Genomic DNA, 17,003 nt, shown 5'->3' with positions numbered 1-17,003 from the left:
CTGGTTCGAGGATGGTCCGGCCGTGAACGTCGAGTTCGCGCGCCAGTCGCAGGACGGTCGGATAACTCTCGTGCTGGTTCCAGACTCATTGACGGTCCAGAGTCTATGGGCGCAAATGGACGTCGCCGACTTGAACACCGCGCGGGAAGCACTCCGCGTTCGCGAAGGCATCGGGCCAAAGAACGCTAGCAGTATCGGACTGTGGCGCGATAATCGGACTCTGGTCCCCCGAACTCGAGCCACCGTCGGACACAATATCCGACCTTGAAGAGTGGGCAGGTGCTCGAGGTATCGATGGAGTCGTGTGGACTGCGTTGCCGCCGAAGTTTGACGGCCGTGAGCAAATGCCTAGCGTGGAGAACGTCGTCGAATACTTGAACGAGCTGACAGGTGAGAAGCGCGAGAACGCTAAACGCTACATCCGCCGCACACCTCGACAAATAGCCACCCGTTACCGGCGACAAATTGAGGCGAGCTTGAATTGGACGCCCGCCGAAGACACCTGAAACTGAGCGGCGACGCCTTGCATCGGCGTCGTGAGTTCATGATGATCCGGTAACCAGACGGTAACGGAAATCAGAATAGAAAAAGGCCTCACAAGCATTGCTTGTAAGGCCTTGATTTCTTTGGTCGGGGCGAGAGGATTTGAACCTCCGACCACCTGCACCCCATGCAGGTACGCTACCAGGCTGCGCTACGCCCCGAACAGCTAAAAATTATAACAGACACTTCGAGCGATTAGAACCGCCCTGCGCTAACAAAGCAAACTAGTGACCTAACAAATCGATCACATGCAGTAATTCCTTGCGCAACTGCTCGACATCCACCGCAGCCGTTGCTGCCGGCGCCGCTGCGCCCTCGCCTTCTTCGACCACATCGGCCGGCGCACCGTGCGCGCCACCACCAGGTGAATCAAGCCGATTTCGTGCGCCGTTAATCGTGAAGCCCTGTTCATACAGCAACTCACGAATCCGCCGGATCAACAGCACCTCATGATGCTGGTAGTACCGGCGATTGCCGCGCCGCTTGACCGGCCTCAACTGCGTGAACTCCTGTTCCCAATAGCGCAGCACATGCGGTTTCACACCGCATAGTTCGCTGACCTCACCAATCGTGAAGTAGCGCTTCGCCGGAATCGGAGGCAAGACGACTTTTTCGATCGTCGCTGTCATCGTCAGTTAGCCGTCGTGGTGGGTTGCGCAGGGACGCGCCCGTCAATCAGCGCGCGAAGCTCGCTTCAGCGCCGTTCTCAACCAGCGCTTTCAGCTTTTGACTTGCATGGAACGTCACAACGCGGCGCGCGGCGATCGGAATCGCCTCGCCGGTCTTCGGGTTTCTGCCGGGACGCTGGGGTTTGTCGCGCAACTGGAAGTTGCCGAACCCCGACAGCTTCACGCTGTCGCCACTCTCCAGCGCATCGCGGATCACCTCGAAGAATGCTTCGACCATGTCTTTCGCTTCCCGCTTGTTGAGCCCGACATTGTCGAACAGCAACTCGGCAAGTTCAGCCTTGGTCAGCGTCGGCGTTTCGGTGGAAACGGCCGCGGGTGATGTCGGAATATCGCGAATCATGGCGCTGCGTTGCGCCGTAAGAAGGGCTTCGAAATCACTCGAGTTCATTTCATTCATATCTATCAAATGGCGCGCCAAGCAGAAACGGAGGTTGCGAAAAAATGCCGTGCAAACGTTAAATGCGGGTTATCCACGCAACCGTGCGCCATATACTCGAGCCAGACGTTCCACCAGAGTTTGAATAGCCAGATCGACCGTTTCATCCTGAAGGGTCCCGCCAGTATCTTGCAAGGTCACACGGAACGCAAGGCTTTTCTCGTGAGCAGCCAGACCACCGGAAGTGTTTGATTTTGGACGGAATTCGTCGAAAAGCGCAACCTTCTGAACAGTCTTGCAGGCCGCTTCAGACTGAGCCTTCTGGAGCTCGTCCAGCAACGCCTGAACCTCGATTTTCTGATCGACGACTACCGCAATATCGCGACGCACCGGCGGAAATTTAGACACGTCTGCCGGAGTCGGCAATACGCGCTGCATTAATGCTTCCGCTTCGACTTCAAACAGAATCGGCGCATGCGGTAAATCATATTTTTGCATCCAGCGCGGATGCAATTCGCCAATCCAGCCCACTGCGCGGCCATTCAGTTCAATACGCGCGCTGCGGCCCGGATGCAATGCCGGATGCTCCGCTTTCACGAAGCTTGCCACCGCAGGCGCAAGCACCGCTTCCAGATCGCCCTTCACGTCGAAGTAGTCGACCGGGCGCGTTTGCGCGCCCCACTGCTCTTCGAGCGCGGGACCGTAGGCGAGGCCGCCGATCATTTTCGGCTGCGCGAAACCTTCGACCGTCAATTCGCCTGCCTTGATCGACGGATCGTGCAGGAACACGCGGCCGGCTTCAAACACGCGCACGCGATCAGCCGCGCGACGGTTCAGGTTCGTGCGCAGAACGTTGATCAGGCTGCCGAACAGCGTGGTGCGCATGACCGACAACTGGCTCGCGATCGGATTCAACAGACGTACCGGCTTGTCGTTACCGGCGAAGTCCTGCTCCCACTCGGCGTCCACGAAACTGAAATTGACCGTTTCCGCGTAATCGCGCGCGGCGAGCGCGTGACGAATCACATGAATCGAGCGCTGCGTTTCGTTGGTCGGCAGCATTTCGCTGGTCGCGACGGGCGGACGTGCCGGGATCTTCTCGAAGCCGTAGATACGCGCCACTTCTTCGATCAGGTCTTCTTCGATTTCGATATCGAAACGGTACGACGGCGGGTTCACCGAGAACGTATCGCCGTCGCGTTCGAAGCTTAGGCCGAGGCGCGTGAAGATCTGGGCGATTTCGTCCGCGTCGATCTTGATGCCGATGATGCGGTTCGCGCGCGAGACACGCATCTTCACCGGCTCACGCTTGGGTACATTGACGGTTTGATCGTCGACCGGGCCGGCTTCGCCGCCGCAGATATCGAGGATCAATTGCGTGATGCGTTCGATGTGTTCGACGGTGGTCGCGTAATCGACACCACGTTCGAAGCGGTGACCTGCATCGGTCGAGAAATTGTATTTGCGCGAGCGGCCGCGAATGCTATCCGGCCACCAGAACGCGGCTTCGAGATAGATATTGGTGGTGTCGAGCGTGACGGCCGTGCTGTCGCCGCCCATGATGCCGGCGAGACTCTCGATGTGCTGTTCATCGGCGATCACGCCAACGGTTTCGTCGAGTTCAACGGTGTTGCCGTTCAACAGCTTGAGCGTTTCGCCCTTGCGGCCCCAACGCACGTCCATGCCGCCGTGGATCTTGTCCAGATCGAATACGTGCGACGGGCGCCCCAGCTCGAGCATCACATAGTTTGAGATGTCGACGAGCGCGGAGATGCTGCGTTGACCCGAACGCTCCAGACGCTGCACCATCCATTGCGGCGACTTCGCGCGCGCATTCACGCCACGGATCACGCGGCCCGAAAAACGGCCGCACAGATCGGGGGCCGAGATTTTGACGGGCAACGTTTCGTTGAGCTTGACTTCGACTGGCTTGATCTCAAGCGGACGCAGCGGCGCACCGGTGATGGCCGATGTCTCGCGCGCCACACCGAACACCGACAGGCAGTCCGCCTTGTTCGGCGTCAGCTTGATTTCGAAAACCGTGTCGTCGAGATTGAGCGTTTCGCGGATGTCCTGGCCGATCGGCGTATCTTCCGGCAGGATCATCAGGCCGCTATGATCTTCCGAGAGTTTCAGTTCGCGTGCCGAGCACAGCATGCCCTGACTTTCCACGCCGCGCAGCTTCGAGAGCTTGATCGCGAACGGCGTGCCGCCCTCTTCGGCCGGCGGCAGTTGCGCGCCAACCAGCGCGACCGGCACCTTGATGCCCGGCGCGACATTCGGCGCACCGCACACGATGTTCAGCGTCGCGCCCGTGCCGGCGTCGACCTGACACACGTTGAGCTTATCTGCGTCCGGGTGCTTGACGACTTCCAGCACCTGGCCGACGACGATCTTCGAGGTCGGCGGCGCGGCCGGCCGCAGGTCTTCGACTTCGAGACCCGCCATCGTCAACGCGTGCGACAGCTCATCGGTCGTCAGTTGCGGATCGACAAAGGTTCTCAGCCAGGATTCCGGGAATTGCATGGTTCTGTGGTCGTTCTGATCAGGTTAGGTCCACATCCGGCAGGCGGCCCATTGATTCACTGGGCACTGCCGGGGACGCTGCTCGCGGCTACGCACTGCGTGCAATGCCGCGCTCTATGCTTGTCGCGTTCGTACGCGCCAGTTCAGGCGAATTGACGCAGGAAACGCAGGTCGTTTTCGAAGAACAGACGCAGGTCTTGCACGCCATAACGCAACATCGTCAGCCGCTCGAGGCCGCTGCCGAAAGCAAAGCCGATGTAACGCTCGGGGTCGAGGCCCATGTTGCGGATCACCGTGGGGTGAACCTGGCCGGAACCCGAAATTTCGAGCCACTTGCCGGCGTTCTTGCCCGTTTCGAACAGCATGTCGATTTCAGCCGACGGTTCGGTAAACGGAAAGTACGACGGACGGAAGCGCACCTGAATATCGTCGCGCTCGAAGAATTTCTTGAGGAAGTCGGAGTAGACGCCCTTCAGGTCCGCGAAGCTGATGTTCTCATCGATCCACAGGCCTTCAACCTGGTTGAACATCGGCGAATGCGTTGCATCGCTGTCCACACGATACGTGCGGCCCGGCACGATCACCTTGATGGGCGGCGTGTTGGTACGGGCGTAACGCACCTGCATCGGGCTGGTGTGCGTGCGCAGCAGCAGCTGGCGGCCGTCGGCGTCTTTGCCGTCGACGTAGAAGGTGTCCTGCATCGAACGCGCCGGGTGGTTTTCCGGGCTGTTCAGCGAGGTGAAGTTGTACCAGTCGGTTTCGATTTCGGGGCCGTCGGCCACGTCGAATCCGATCGACCGGAAAATCTGTTCGACGCGCTCCCATGTGCGCATCACCGGGTGCAGGCTGCCTGCGCCGGTGCCGCGGCCGGGCAGCGTGACGTCGATGGCTTCAGCGGCGAGGCGCTGGTTCAACAACGCGTCGGCCAGCGCCTGACGGCGGGCCGTCAACGCGGCTTCCACTTGTTGCTTGACGAGGTTGATCCGTGCGCCTTCGGTCTTGCGCGTTTCAGGATCGAGTTTGCCAAGGCCCTTCAAGAGCTCGGTCAGCGCACCCGATTTGCCGAGAAAGCGCGCTTTCTCGTTCTCGAGGGTGGTGACGTCAGAGGCTTCTGCGAAGGCTTTTTGCGCGTCGGCGACAATCTGGTCCAGATCCATTGATCCCATCATTTCAACGTCAGTGTTCTATCGAAGCAAACTGGTTCTACCAACAAAAACGGGGCTCGGTGAGGAGCCCCGTTTTTGCTGCAGCGTCACCGAGACTACCGGATGTTCGCTGCAACGAACCACGCAGTTTAATTGCCCAAAGCGCAATCAGGCTGCAACGGCGGCTTTCACCTGCTGAACGATCGCAGCAAAAGCAGCCTTGTCGAACACAGCCATGTCGGCCAGCACCTTGCGGTCGAGTTCGATCGAAGCCTTCTTCAGGCCGTTGATGAACACGCTGTACGTCATGTCGTGCTGACGCACCGCCGCGTTGATACGCGTGATCCACAATGCACGGAACACACGCTTCTTGTTGCGGCGATCGCGGTAGGCGTATTGGCCTGCGCGCATGACCGCCTGCTTGGCGATGCGATAGACGTTATTGCGACGGCCGCGGTAACCCTTGGCCAGCTTGATGATCTTCTTGTGACGGGCCCGTGCGGTAACCCCACGTTTTACTCGAGGCATATCTTGCTCCTATGAGTGTCGGTTAAGGGTTAAGCGAACGGCAGCATTGCGCGCACGGAGTTCATATCTGACTCATGAACTGACGTGGAACCGCGCAGATGGCGTTTGTTCTTGGTGGTCTTCTTGGTAAGAATGTGGCGCTTGAAGGCCTGACCGCGCTTGACGGTACCGCCCGGACGCACCACGAAGCGCTTTGCAGCACTCTTCTTGGTCTTCATCTTCGGCATGACAACTCCATTATTAGATGGATATGGGTGTGCGGTCGGCCAGATGGCCATTACCCGCCCTTCGAAACCCATTCCACTTGGTATGCAGACCGCCGACATTGCTGGCGGCCGCTTTTCAGGAAGCGGCGCGCATTGACACGCACGCCGTTCCGAAACCTGCCGATACCACACCGGACACCCGGCACAGCATCGTTCAATCTTTGACAACCGGAGCGCGCACCACACGATGCGCCGCTACTCCAGCCGCTTACTTCTTTTTCTTCGGAGCGAGCACCATGATCATCTGGCGCCCTTCCATTTTCGGCATCTGCTCGACCTGACCGACTTCGTCGAGGTCCGTGCGCAGGCGCTCGAGCATGCGCATACCGATTTCCTGGTGAGCCATTTCGCGGCCACGGAAACGCAACGTGATTTTCGTCTTGTCGCCGTCGTCGAGGAAGCGGATGAGGTTGCGCAGTTTGACGTTGTAATCGCCGTCATCGGTGCCCGGGCGGAATTTAACTTCCTTAACCTGGACAATCTTCTGCTTCAGCTTGGCCTCGTGTTGCTTCTTCGCTTCCGAGTACTTGAACTTGCCGTAGTCCATCAAACGGCAGACCGGCGGAACCGCTTGCGGTGCGATTTCAACCAGATCCACATCCTGCTGTTCCGACATGCGGAACGCATCAGCGAGTTTCACGATGCCGAGCGGTTCGTTCTCGACGCCGACCAGACGCACCTCGGGTGCTGTAATTTCACCGTTGATGCGGTGCGCAGACTTATCAGTAGCGATGTTACGTTTCCTCTAAAAATTAAAAAAACGAGCCGGGCTGCCAAGTGGCTCAGTTGAACGACTGCACATCCTGGCGCAGACGCTCAATGAAGGTATCGAGAGGCATCACGCCCAGATCGACACCACCACGGGCACGCACGGCTACCGTTTGGGCTTCACGCTCTTTGTCGCCGACCACAAGCAGGTACGGCACCTTTTCCAGCGTGTGCTCCCGTATTTTATAGCTAATCTTCTCGTTGCGCAAATCGGCCTCTACTCTAACCCCTTGTTTTTGCAACGATTGGGCTAGAGACTGCGCATATTCGGTCTGACTTTCCGCGATATTCATCACCACAACCTGCATGGGCGCGAGCCACGACGGCATTGCACCAGCATGGTGCTCGATCAGAATACCGAGAAAACGCTCCATTGATCCGACGATTGCACGGTGCAGCATGATCGGCCGGCGGCGGCTATTGTCTTCTGCCACGTACTCGGCGCCGAGGCGCTCCGGCAGCACCATATCGAGCTGCAATGTGCCGCACTGCCACGAACGGCCGAGCGCGTCCTTGATGTGGTACTCGACCTTCGGGCCGTAGAACGCGCCCTCGCCCGGCAACTCTTCCCACGTCACGCCGCAAGCCGTCAGCGCCTCGCGCAGACCCTGCTCCGCACGATCCCACGTCTCATCCGTGCCGGCGCGCGCATCCGGGCGCAACGACAGCTTGATCTCGACATTGTCGAAGCCGAAGTCTTTATAGACGCTCATCGCCAGCGTGTTGAACGCGATCGATTCGCTGATGAACTGGTCTTCGGTACAGAAAATGTGCGCGTCGTCCTGCACGAAGCCACGCACGCGCATCAGGCCATGCAGCGCACCCGACGATTCGTTGCGGTGGCACGAGCCGAACTCCGCGTAACGCAGCGGCAGATCGCGATACGAGCGCAGACCGTGGTTGAACACCTGCACGTGACCCGGGCAGTTCATCGGCTTGATCGCGTAGTCGCGCTTTTCCGATTCCGTCGTGAACATGTTTTCACGATAGTTCTGCCAGTGGCCCGACGCTTCCCACAGCGAGCGGTCCATGATCATCGGCGTCTTGATCTCAAGGTAGCCGGCGTCATTCACGCGGCGGCGCATGTACTGTTCGACCTGCTGCCACAGCGTCCAGCCACGCGGATGCCAGAACACCATGCCCGGCGACTCGTCTTGCATATGGAACAGATCGAGTTGCTTGCCGAGCTTGCGGTGATCGCGCTTTTCCGCCTCTTCGAGCATGTGCAGATACGCGTCCTGGTCTTCCTTCTTCGTCCAGGCCGTACCGTAGATGCGCTGCAACTGTTCGTTCTTCGAGTCGCCACGCCAATAGGCGCCCGCGAGCTTCATCAGCTTGAAGACCTTCAGCTTGCCGGTGGACGGCACGTGCGGGCCGCGGCACAAATCGGTGAAGCCGCCGTGCGAGTACAGCTTGATTTCGTCGCTGGCGGGAATCGATTCGATGATCTCGGCCTTGTACTTTTCGCCGATGCTCTTGAAGTAGTCCACGGCTTCGTCGCGTGACACCACGCGGCGCGAGACCGGCTCGTCTTTCTTCGCCAGCTCCTGCATGCGCTTTTCGATCTTTTCGAGATCTTCAGGCGTGAAGGGACGGTTGTAGGCGAAGTCGTAGTAGAAGCCGTTGTCGATCACCGGACCGATCGTGACCTGCGCTTCCGGATACAGGTCTTTCACTGCGTACGCGAGCAAGTGCGCCGCGGAGTGACGAATGATGTCGAGGCCGTCGGCGTCTTTCTCGGTGACGATGGCAAGCGCCACGTCACGATCGATCAGCGTGGACGTGTCGACGAGTTCACCGTCGATCTTGCCGCCAAGCGCGGCCTTTGCGAGGCCGGGGCCGATCGAGGCGGCCACTTCGGCGACGGTCACCGGATGCTCGTACTGTCGAACTGAACCGTCAGGCAGACGTATCGAAACCATTGCGTTCTCCGTGGTGCCGACCGGCGGCGGCACATACAACCAGGTCAAAAAAACCAAAAAAAATGCGGCCCCACTTTCGAGGGGCCGCATTCACATTTCCTGCTAACTACAGTGGCGAAAGTGGTCCTCGACTAGCGTCGCTCCGAAGTAGTTTCGGTCAACGTTCGCGGTGCCATAACCGTATTTGCCTTTTGCGCCGAAGCGCTTACTGCAGCTTGCGAAACCCCGGAAAAACCGGAATTTCTCTTTCGTTGGTAGGCTCGATTGGACTCGAACCAACGACCCCCACCATGTCAAGGTGGTGCTCTAACCAGCTGAGCTACGAGCCTGAAGAAACGAGATTATATGGAGCCCCACACCGCTTGGCAAGTACTTTTATGCACCGACTTTAAATTTCTACGCACACACTCGGGCGCGTCGAACCGATGCCTGCAGGTACTTGCAGGCATCGACAGTCACCCGCCGCCGCGCCCGTGCATCAATTCTTGCGTGAAGCGCACACCACGCCCGTTACTTCACCGAGCAAGGTACACGCGCGCTGAATTTGCGCAGCGCTCGAGACCTCGACAGTGAATTGCATGAATGCGGCGTTACGACGCGATTGCGTTTTCACCCCGATCACATTCATCTTCTCGCGCGCGAAAACTTCGGAGATATCGCGCAGCAAACCTTGCCGATCCGTTGCCTCAATACTGAGGTCGACGGGATAGACCGATTGCCCGCGGCCGCTCATGACATCTGCCGACCATGCGGTTTGCAACACCCGCTCCGGCGCGCGATCGGCCATGCGCAGGAAGGTCGGGCAATCGCTGCGGTGGATCGACATGCCCTTGCCGCGCGTGACGAAGCCGCTGATGTCGTCAGGCGGTGCGGGACGGCAACAGCGCGCGAGTTGCGTGAGCAAGGCGTCGACGCCGACCACCAGCACACCCGTGGAAGCCCCACGGGCGACGCTCGCACCGCTGCTGCGCTTCTCGAACTGCTCCGGCGCTTCGACGACAGGCTCGGGCGGCGGCGCATCGTGCAGCGCCTGTTCGACGAGCCGCAGGCTGAACTCTTCCTTGCCGACCACCGAGAACAGATCGTCGGTGGTCTTGAAGCCGAGCTTGGCGGCGAGCTGATCGAGATTGACCGAGGTCTTGCCCTCGCGCTGCAGAGTCTTTTCGACCATGGCACGGCCGCTCGCGATGTGCTCCTGCACTTCGACCGCGTTGAACCACGCGCGCACTTTCTGCCGCGCCCGATGGCTCTGCAGATAGCCGAGTTGCGGGTTGAGCCAGTCACGCGACGGACCGCCCTCTTTCACCGCGACGATCTCGACCGTCTGACCGTTCTGCAACGGCGTGTTGAGCGGCACCATCGCGCCATCGACACGCGCTCCACGGCAGCGATGCCCCAGCTCGCTATGCAGGTGATACGCGAAGTCCACCGGTGTCGCGCCGTGCGGCAGCGGAATCACCCGCGCTTGCGGCGTAAGCACGTAGATGTGGTCGTCGTCGAGCGTAGCCTGGCGCAACTGCTCCCACGGCTGCGCGGCGCGCTTCTCGCCGTGCTCGCCTTCCGACACTTCGTCTTTCCACGCGAGCAGCTGACGCAACCACGCGATCTTCTCGTCGTACTTCTCATTGGCGCTGAACTGGCCGCCGTAACCACGCGTGCCCGCTTCCTTGTAGCGCCAGTGCGCCGCCACGCCGTACTCGGCGAACTGATGCATTTCCTGCGTGCGGATCTGCACTTCGAACGCGCGGCCGTCGTCGCCGATCACAACCGTGTGCAGCGATTTATAGCCGTTCGGCTTTGGCCGCGAGATGTAATCGTCGAACTCCTTCGGCACTGGCTGCCACAGGTTGTGCACGATGCCGAGCACCGTGTAGCAATCCTTGATGTCCGGCACGATGACGCGAAACGCGCGCACGTCGTACAGTTCGGCGAAGTCCAGTTCCTTGCCGCGCATCTTGCGCCAGATGCTGTAGATATGTTTGGGCCGGCCGCTGACTTCGGCCTCTACATTCGCCGCAGCCAACTCCTGCTGCAGCCGCTCGATCGCCTGCGCAACATAACTTTCGCGCTCGACGCGCTTCTCGTCGAGCAGCTTGGCGATGCGCTTGTAAGTGACCGGCTCTTCGAAACGGAGTGCGAGATCCTCGAGTTCCCATTTCAGTTGCCAGATGCCGAGACGGTTGGCGAGCGGTGCGTAAATATCGAGCGTCTCACGCGCGACGTCGGGCGACGGCGTGATTTTCGCCGCTGCGTAGTAACGCAGCGATTGCAAGCGCGACGCGAGCCGTATCAGCACGACACGAATGTCCTGTGCGAACGCGAGCAGCATCTTGCGCAGCGCCTCGACCTGCGCGCGGCGCGCGGCCTGTGCATCGCGCCCTGCTTCAGGCATCGCATTCTGCGCGGCGCGCAAACTGACCGTACCGAGACGCAGCAACTTGCGCACGTCGCCGACCAGTTGCGCGACTTCTTCGCCGAAGTTGTCGGCAATCACGCGCTCCGGGTCTTGCAGATGCGGCGTCAGCGCAAACAGGGCCGCCGCCAGCACAGCCGGCGGATCGACGTTGAGCGTGCGCATGATCGACGCCGTACCCGCCGCATGATCCGCCAGCAACTCGCCCGATGAGAGCCGCACCTCGCCCGCATATTCGCGCACGAACGCCATCGCTTCGTCGAAGGAAGGGATGGGTGCCGGCGTGCTCGTTACGATTTCGGTAGTCATGGTGCGACGGCCCACCGGGCCAGACGGATCAACGGAATTTCAACAACAACTGCCAGACCAGGTTCAGTCAGGCTCAATCGCGCTGCGCCGCGACCACGACGATTTCGACGAGGCACTTCGGATTCGCGAGCTTCGCTTCCACGGTAGCGCGCGGCGGCGTGGCGCCTTGTGCGACCCACTCGTCCCACACTGCGTTCATGCCGGCGAAATGCACCATGTCCGAGATATAGATCTGCACGGACAACAAGTGCGACTTGTCGCTGTTCACTTCATCCAGCAGACGGTCGATATGGCCGAGCACTTCGCGCGTCTGACCCGTGATGTCCTGATCCGCGTCTTCGGCGATCTGGCCCGCGAGGTATACGGTGCCGTTGTGCACGGCGATTTCCGAGAGACGCTTGCCGACGTGGTGACGAATGACTGCCATGAAGAATCCTGAGGTTGGTTGAAAGTTGATCGAAGATGCGTTTCGCATTGCGCCCAGTCAAGGACGCCGCGTGGAACCCTACATTATGACGCGTCGGCGGCCGGACCGATAAAGAACTGCCTCGCGAGGTCAATCTGATCGGCCGACAGAAACGCCGGCGCATGCCCCACGCCCGCGATTTCAGCGCTCGATACGGCGCGCCCGGTCTCGACCATCTTCGCGACGGTCTCACGCGAGAGCAGATCCGATTGCTCACCGCGCACCACCAGCACCGGCCCCTGAAACACAGCGAGTGAACGCCACAGCGCCGCCTCGCCGAGCTTGGTCGCCTCTTCGGTCGTTGCCGCGAACGGCTGCGCAATCCGCGGGTCATAGCGGAGCAACCATGCGCCGTCCTGTTCGTGCAGAAGCGGCGTATTGATCTCACGCCATTCGTCCGGCGTGAGCGGGCCAAAGGTTTGCGCTAGCAACGCGGCATAGTCGATGCCCTGCTGTAGCGTTTCGAAACGCACGGGCTTGCCAAGGTAATCGCCGATGCGCTGCACGGCCACCGGCTCCAGATGCGGACCAACGTCGTTCAAGAGCATTTTGCGGATCGGCGTTTCGGGCAGGCCGGCCAGCGCGAGTCCGATCAGACCGCCCATCGAAGTGCCGAACCAGTCGACCGTTTCGACGTTCAGGCGCGCAATCAGCGTGACCATGTCAGCGACGTACTGCGGCACGCTATAGAAGTTGGGGTTCGCGAGCCACGAAGACAAGCCCCGCCCCACCACATCCGGGCACACCACACGGTAAGTGCCGGTGAATTCTGCCGCGAGACGGTCGAAATCGCGCCCTGAGCGCGTCAGGCCATGCACGCACAGCAGCACACGTGGGTTGGCCGGGTCGCCCCACTCGGCGTAGGCGACACGATGCAAGCCACCGGCGCTCGCGCACTGCACATAACGTTGGCGCGGCGCGGGCCGCCCTGCGGTGGAAGCGGACGTTTCGGTCATCTGGGTTCCTTGCAAAAACGCTGCGGATTCGGCCTGGATACAGCAGGGATCAATGCGTGTCCAATCTTCAAAGGATTGTAAACCGCTTTGCCGCGCGACAAGGATCGGTCAAACGGCCTAGGACAGCCCGGGACTGCGCAGAACGAACACCCAGCGCATACAGTGCAACTCGCACTCACAAGGTTGCGCCCATGCTGGGCGCACCAAAACAAAGCGGGCGAGGCTTTCGCCCCGCCCGCTCCGGACCCCTACTTACCGCCACATTCCGGTCCATGCGGACCGGCATCGCGAGCGGCCCATCATGCCGCTCAGCTCACCGCGCTCACGTCCAGCGGTGCGCCTGTCTTCGCCTTGATTTCCTCGACGCTGATGCCCGGCGCCAGCTCAGTCACCTTCAGACCGTCTTCCGTCACTTCGATCACGCCGAGGTCGGTAATGATCTGATCGACCACGCCCACGCCCGTCAGCGGCAACGTGCATTCTTCGAGGATCTTGTGCTGGTCGCCCTTCGCGACGTGCTCCATCAGCACGACCACACGCTTGACGCCCGCAACCAGATCCATCGCGCCGCCCATGCCCTTGATCATCTTGCCGGGGATCATCCAGTTGGCCAGATCGCCCTTCTGGCTGATCTGCATCGCGCCCAGGATCGCCAGGTTGATGTGGCCGCCGCGAATCATCGCGAACGAATCCGCCGACGAGAAAATCGACGAACCCGGCAACGTGGTCACCGTCTGCTTGCCCGCGTTGATCAGGTCGGCATCCACTTCTTCTTCGGTCGGCGACGGGCCGATGCCGAGCAGGCCGTTCTCCGACTGCAGCCACACTTCGACGCCCGCCGGCACGTGGTTCGCCACCAGGGTCGGCAGGCCGATACCGAGGTTCACGTAGAAACCGTCCTGCAATTCCTTCGCCGCGCGTGCGGCCATTTCGTCACGAGTCCATGCCATGATCAGTCTCCTTTCGCGCGGACGACGCGTTGTTCAATGCGTTTTTCCGGATGCGCATTGAGCACAATGCGCTGCACGAAAATGCCCGGCGTGTGGATCGCGTCCGGATCGAGCTCGCCTACTTCCACGATTTCCTCGACTTCCGCGACCGTGATCTTGCCGGCCATCGCGCACATCGGGTTGAAGTTGCGCGCGGTGCGGCGATAGATCAGGTTGCCCGATTTGTCGGCTTTCCACGCCTTGACCAACGCGACGTCGGCCGTCAGCGAATGTTCGAGCACGTAGTGGTTCTCGCCGAACTGGCGGGTTTCCTTGCCCTCGGCGATCAGCGTGCCGTAGCCGGTGTTCGTAAAGAACGCCGGAATGCCCGAGCCGCCTGCGCGCAGCTTCTCGGCGAGCGTGCCTTGCGGGGTGAATTCGAGCTCGAGTTCGCCGGCCAGATACTGGCGCTCGAACTCCTTGTTCTCGCCCACGTACGACGAGATCATCTTCTTGACCTGGCGCGTTTCGAGCAACAGACCGAGCCCGAAACCGTCGACGCCCGCATTGTTGCTGATGCAGGTGATGCCCTGCACCTTCGAATCGCGCAGCGCCGCGATCAGCGCCTCGGGAATGCCGCACAGCCCGAAGCCGCCGACGGCAAACGTCTGCCCGTCCTTGACGATGTCTTTCAGCGCTTCAGCCGCGCCTGGATAGACCTTGTTCATCGTTTGTCCCTTCCTTTATGGAAACCCGAATCCGGTTCGTTGCGACTTCGATATGACGCTTAGCGGGCAAACGCCCGACACGTCATTCTAGTCATCCGCGGCCAGTCCTGCGCTCAACTTGCCCTGCCTCGCGCCAATGCCTGCCGCGGACGCTTCGCCGCGTTGTCATGTGCCCGAAAGAGTACGCTGGGCGCGCCATGCGGCACAATACGCAAAAATACATAAGTACTTGCCTCCAACCCATGCCCGCACTGGATTACCAAACCGCGTTCCACCTCGCTCCGATCGGACTCGTACTGTCGCGCGAACGGACCATCGAAGACTGCAACGCCGAGCTGGCATCGATATTCGGCTGCACGCGCGAGGCGCTGATCGGCCAGTCGTTCCAGATCCTGTATCCGTCGACGGACGAATTCGAGCGGATCGGCGCGCGGATTCCGCCGATCATGACCGCGCAAGGCAGCTACGCGGATGACCGGATCATGAAGCGGGCCAACGGGGAATTGTTCTGGTGTCATGTGACCGGCCGCGCGCAGCAACGCGCCGACCCGCATGCAGCCGGGGTGTGGACTTTCGAGGATTTGAGCGCGACGCGGCGCGTGGCGGTCGAATTGACGCCGCGCGAGCGGGAAATCGCCGCGCAACTGGTGACGGGCAAAACCAGCAAGCAGATCGGACGGGCGCTGGATATCAGCCCGCGCACGGTCGACGTCTACCGGGCGAGGCTGATGCGCAAATACGATACGGGAAATGCGACCGAGTTATTGCAGCGTTTGCTCGGGCATTGAGGCCTGGGATCGGGTGCCGGCTCGGTGAGACACCGGCCCCTTGAAGGCAACCCTACGAACGTGAGGATGGCTCCCAGGTTCGATTGCGGGCGCGGCTATGAGGTTGTCACGGCAACCTGGCGTTCAAGCCGCCTTGACCAGCGCCGCGCGCTCGATGGTCGCGCGCAGCATGTCCGGAACCGGCACCGACTTGCCGGCGGCGTAGTCGATCCACACGCAGCGCGCCGCGCCGCGGGCATAAACGGTGTCCGGATCGTCGGCCCTCACGAGCTCGAACGCCGTGTCAAAGCTGCTGCGGCCGGGCGTGGCCACGGACATCCGGCCGATCACATCGCCGGGATAGTGCAACTGCTTGAGAAACTCCATCGACGCATTGACGATCACCGGCCCCTGCCCGTCGGCGTTGCTGCCGGCCAGACCCAGTTGTTCGAACCAGGAAATCCGTACCTGCTCCATGTAACGGAAATAGACCGTGTTGTTCACATGGCCGAATGCGTCCATGTCGCCCCAGCGGATCGGCATCGACATCTCAAAAACTGCGTGAAAATCGCTCATCGTACTTCTTTAACGGGTTGAAACCAGGTTGAAGCCGGCGCACAGGCCGGCGCAAAAATCCAATAAAAGTCCCCAACGGCGGCCCGAAGCCGCGTTCAGGCGAGCCCAAACCCATCGTCAGCGGCGATCACCGAGCCATTGATGAACTGCGATTCGTCGGCCGCGAGCAGCAGCAACAACCCGTCCAGATCCTCCGGCTTGCCGACGCGGTGACGCGGCAGCAACGACACCAGCTTCTGCCCCTGGTCGGTCGACCAGTGATGATGGTTGATCTCAGTGTCGATATAGCCCGGGCAGATGGCGTTCACGTTGATGCCGTGCTTGCCCCACTCCAGCGCCATGGCTTTCGTCATATGGACGACGGCTGCCTTGCTCATCGAGTACAGGCCGATCTGCGGCAGCACGCGCAAGCCCGCCATCGACGCGATATTGATGATCCGGTATGACGGCTTCTGCGCGCTGCTGCCGCGCATGATCATGCGCTTGGCGACTTCCTGCGCGACGAAGAAAGCGCCGCGCGTGTTAGTGTCGAACACGTACTCGAAATCGGCCGGCGTGACGTCCGTAAGCTTCTGCGTGGTCGACACGCCCGAATTGTTTACCAGAATGTCGATCGTGCCCGCCTCGGTTTCCGCGTGGGCGACGGCTGACTTGATGCTCTGGTAATCCGTGACGTCGAGGGAGACAACATGCGCCGCGCCGCCGGAGGCTTCGATCTCGGCGCGCAACTCCTTCAGACGCTCGGTGCGGCGGCTTGCCAGCACGACCTTGGCGCCCGCCTGCGACAATACCTGAGCAAAGCGCTTTCCCAACCCGCTCGAAGCGCCGGTGATCAGCGCGACTTTGCCTTCCAGATTGATCGAACGGCCCATTGTCGTTCCCTTGTTCGGTTGTTGTAACAGACGCGGTTGACAGGTGCGGTAGGACCGTCGCTGCGGGTCATACCGCATCACATAAATAGAACGATCGTGCTAATCTCCGCTCATCGGGTTGCAGTGGCGGAGACCATCGCCCACAATACGATCCCGAAAAAAGCATTCTAACGGTAAGAGGAGCATCAATGACCCCCGCAAGTCTCATTGAGCAATACGGTCCA

General features: G+C 60.6%; 16 protein-coding genes and 2 tRNA genes. 1 reads left to right on the top strand and 17 read right to left on the bottom strand.

What is annotated here, in order from left to right:
* Positions 1-627 precede the first annotated feature (627 nt).
* The 15 genes from PQQ96_RS39340 to PQQ96_RS39270 all read right to left on the bottom strand — a co-directional run bounded on the left by PQQ96_RS39340 (position 628) and on the right by PQQ96_RS39270 (position 14,564).
* Positions 628-704: transfer RNA gene (locus PQQ96_RS39340), tRNA-Pro, on the bottom strand.
* Between the two features lie 63 nt (positions 705-767).
* The gene (locus PQQ96_RS39335; RefSeq protein WP_408302414.1) at positions 768-1,172 is read right to left on the bottom strand and encodes a MerR family transcriptional regulator; all 405 of its coding nucleotides are present in this window, start codon (positions 1,170-1,172) and stop codon (positions 768-770) included.
* A gap of 46 nt (positions 1,173-1,218) precedes the next feature.
* Positions 1,219-1,629, bottom strand: a complete 411-nt coding sequence (locus PQQ96_RS39330; protein ID WP_054040433.1) for an integration host factor subunit alpha — start codon at positions 1,627-1,629, stop codon at positions 1,219-1,221.
* A gap of 69 nt (positions 1,630-1,698) precedes the next feature.
* Positions 1,699-4,134, bottom strand: coding sequence for a phenylalanine--tRNA ligase subunit beta (gene pheT / locus PQQ96_RS39325; protein ID WP_408302412.1), 2,436 nt, complete (start codon positions 4,132-4,134; stop codon positions 1,699-1,701).
* Positions 4,135-4,277: 143 nt separating this feature from the next.
* Positions 4,278-5,291 (bottom strand): phenylalanine--tRNA ligase subunit alpha, encoded by a 1,014-nt coding sequence (pheS, locus tag PQQ96_RS39320; RefSeq protein WP_074282769.1) that lies wholly within the window; start codon positions 5,289-5,291, stop codon positions 4,278-4,280.
* 156 nt (positions 5,292-5,447) lie between these two features.
* Entirely contained in the window at positions 5,448-5,807 is a 360-nt protein-coding gene (rplT, locus tag PQQ96_RS39315; protein ID WP_006052502.1) for a 50S ribosomal protein L20, read from the bottom strand.
* 29 nt (positions 5,808-5,836) lie between these two features.
* The gene (gene rpmI, locus PQQ96_RS39310; RefSeq protein ID WP_074282768.1) at positions 5,837-6,034 is read right to left on the bottom strand and encodes a 50S ribosomal protein L35; all 198 of its coding nucleotides are present in this window, start codon (positions 6,032-6,034) and stop codon (positions 5,837-5,839) included.
* A 247-nt stretch (positions 6,035-6,281) separates the two neighbouring features.
* A complete protein-coding gene (gene infC, locus PQQ96_RS39305) occupies positions 6,282-6,806 on the bottom strand; it encodes a translation initiation factor IF-3 (protein WP_074263967.1) in 525 nt (174 codons plus the stop codon).
* 49 nt (positions 6,807-6,855) lie between these two features.
* Positions 6,856-8,763, bottom strand: a complete 1,908-nt coding sequence (gene thrS, locus PQQ96_RS39300; RefSeq protein WP_408302410.1) for a threonine--tRNA ligase — start codon at positions 8,761-8,763, stop codon at positions 6,856-6,858.
* Positions 8,764-9,015: 252 nt separating this feature from the next.
* Positions 9,016-9,092, bottom strand: a tRNA-Val gene (locus PQQ96_RS39295).
* Between the two features lie 149 nt (positions 9,093-9,241).
* Positions 9,242-11,485: a RelA/SpoT family protein gene (locus tag PQQ96_RS39290; protein ID WP_408302409.1), complete on the bottom strand. Its 2,244-nt coding sequence runs from the start codon at positions 11,483-11,485 to the stop codon at positions 9,242-9,244.
* A gap of 73 nt (positions 11,486-11,558) precedes the next feature.
* Positions 11,559-11,912, bottom strand: a complete 354-nt coding sequence (locus tag PQQ96_RS39285; RefSeq protein WP_408302407.1) for a RidA family protein — start codon at positions 11,910-11,912, stop codon at positions 11,559-11,561.
* A gap of 83 nt (positions 11,913-11,995) precedes the next feature.
* Positions 11,996-12,907 carry an alpha/beta fold hydrolase gene (locus tag PQQ96_RS39280; RefSeq protein ID WP_408302405.1) on the bottom strand — a complete coding sequence of 304 codons (912 nt, stop codon included), beginning with the start codon at positions 12,905-12,907 and terminating at the stop codon, positions 11,996-11,998.
* Between the two features lie 308 nt (positions 12,908-13,215).
* Positions 13,216-13,857 carry a CoA transferase subunit B gene (locus tag PQQ96_RS39275; protein ID WP_408302403.1) on the bottom strand — a complete coding sequence of 214 codons (642 nt, stop codon included), beginning with the start codon at positions 13,855-13,857 and terminating at the stop codon, positions 13,216-13,218.
* Between the two features lie 2 nt (positions 13,858-13,859).
* Positions 13,860-14,564 carry a CoA transferase subunit A gene (locus tag PQQ96_RS39270; RefSeq protein ID WP_279226692.1) on the bottom strand — a complete coding sequence of 235 codons (705 nt, stop codon included), beginning with the start codon at positions 14,562-14,564 and terminating at the stop codon, positions 13,860-13,862.
* 242 nt (positions 14,565-14,806) lie between these two features.
* Between PQQ96_RS39270 and PQQ96_RS39265 the strand changes: the two genes are divergently transcribed.
* Complete coding sequence (locus PQQ96_RS39265) at positions 14,807-15,352, top strand: LuxR C-terminal-related transcriptional regulator (protein ID WP_408302401.1); 546 nt, start codon at positions 14,807-14,809, stop codon at positions 15,350-15,352.
* 123 nt (positions 15,353-15,475) lie between these two features.
* Here the strand turns inward: PQQ96_RS39265 and PQQ96_RS39260 are convergent, their stop codons facing one another.
* Together PQQ96_RS39260 and PQQ96_RS39255 are read right to left on the bottom strand one after the other, a co-directional pair.
* A complete protein-coding gene (locus tag PQQ96_RS39260; protein WP_408302399.1) occupies positions 15,476-15,907 on the bottom strand; it encodes an acyl-CoA thioesterase in 432 nt (143 codons plus the stop codon).
* Positions 15,908-16,002: 95 nt separating this feature from the next.
* Entirely contained in the window at positions 16,003-16,779 is a 777-nt protein-coding gene (locus tag PQQ96_RS39255; RefSeq protein WP_408302397.1) for an SDR family oxidoreductase, read from the bottom strand.
* Positions 16,780-17,003 lie beyond the last annotated feature (224 nt).

The sequence above is a fragment of the Paraburkholderia sediminicola genome (genome assembly GCF_046027825.1).
Taxonomy (GTDB): Bacteria; Pseudomonadota; Gammaproteobacteria; order Burkholderiales; family Burkholderiaceae; genus Paraburkholderia; species Paraburkholderia sediminicola_D.
This window is presented reverse-complemented; position numbering and strand designations above follow the sequence as displayed.

What these genes read in the sequence shown, in the direction of transcription:
- PQQ96_RS39335 (WP_408302414.1), bottom strand. Translation starts at nt 1,172, where the DNA reads ATGACAGCGACGATCGAAAAAGTCGTCTTGCCTCCGATTCCGGCGAAG.
- PQQ96_RS39330 (WP_054040433.1), bottom strand. Translation starts at nt 1,629, where the DNA reads ATGAATGAAATGAACTCGAGTGATTTCGAAGCCCTTCTTACGGCGCAA.
- pheT (WP_408302412.1), bottom strand. Translation starts at nt 4,134, where the DNA reads ATGCAATTCCCGGAATCCTGGCTGAGAACCTTTGTCGATCCGCAACTG.
- pheS (WP_074282769.1), bottom strand. Translation starts at nt 5,291, where the DNA reads ATGGATCTGGACCAGATTGTCGCCGACGCGCAAAAAGCCTTCGCAGAA.
- rplT (WP_006052502.1), bottom strand. Translation starts at nt 5,807, where the DNA reads ATGCCTCGAGTAAAACGTGGGGTTACCGCACGGGCCCGTCACAAGAAG.
- rpmI (WP_074282768.1), bottom strand. Translation starts at nt 6,034, where the DNA reads ATGCCGAAGATGAAGACCAAGAAGAGTGCTGCAAAGCGCTTCGTGGTG.
- thrS (WP_408302410.1), bottom strand. Translation starts at nt 8,763, where the DNA reads ATGGTTTCGATACGTCTGCCTGACGGTTCAGTTCGACAGTACGAGCAT.
- PQQ96_RS39290 (WP_408302409.1), bottom strand. Translation starts at nt 11,485, where the DNA reads ATGACTACCGAAATCGTAACGAGCACGCCGGCACCCATCCCTTCCTTC.
- PQQ96_RS39285 (WP_408302407.1), bottom strand. Translation starts at nt 11,912, where the DNA reads ATGGCAGTCATTCGTCACCACGTCGGCAAGCGTCTCTCGGAAATCGCC.
- PQQ96_RS39280 (WP_408302405.1), bottom strand. Translation starts at nt 12,907, where the DNA reads ATGACCGAAACGTCCGCTTCCACCGCAGGGCGGCCCGCGCCGCGCCAA.
- PQQ96_RS39275 (WP_408302403.1), bottom strand. Translation starts at nt 13,857, where the DNA reads ATGGCATGGACTCGTGACGAAATGGCCGCACGCGCGGCGAAGGAATTG.
- PQQ96_RS39270 (WP_279226692.1), bottom strand. Translation starts at nt 14,564, where the DNA reads ATGAACAAGGTCTATCCAGGCGCGGCTGAAGCGCTGAAAGACATCGTC.
- PQQ96_RS39265 (WP_408302401.1), top strand. Translation starts at nt 14,807, where the DNA reads ATGCCCGCACTGGATTACCAAACCGCGTTCCACCTCGCTCCGATCGGA.
- PQQ96_RS39260 (WP_408302399.1), bottom strand. Translation starts at nt 15,907, where the DNA reads ATGAGCGATTTTCACGCAGTTTTTGAGATGTCGATGCCGATCCGCTGG.
- PQQ96_RS39255 (WP_408302397.1), bottom strand. Translation starts at nt 16,779, where the DNA reads ATGGGCCGTTCGATCAATCTGGAAGGCAAAGTCGCGCTGATCACCGGC.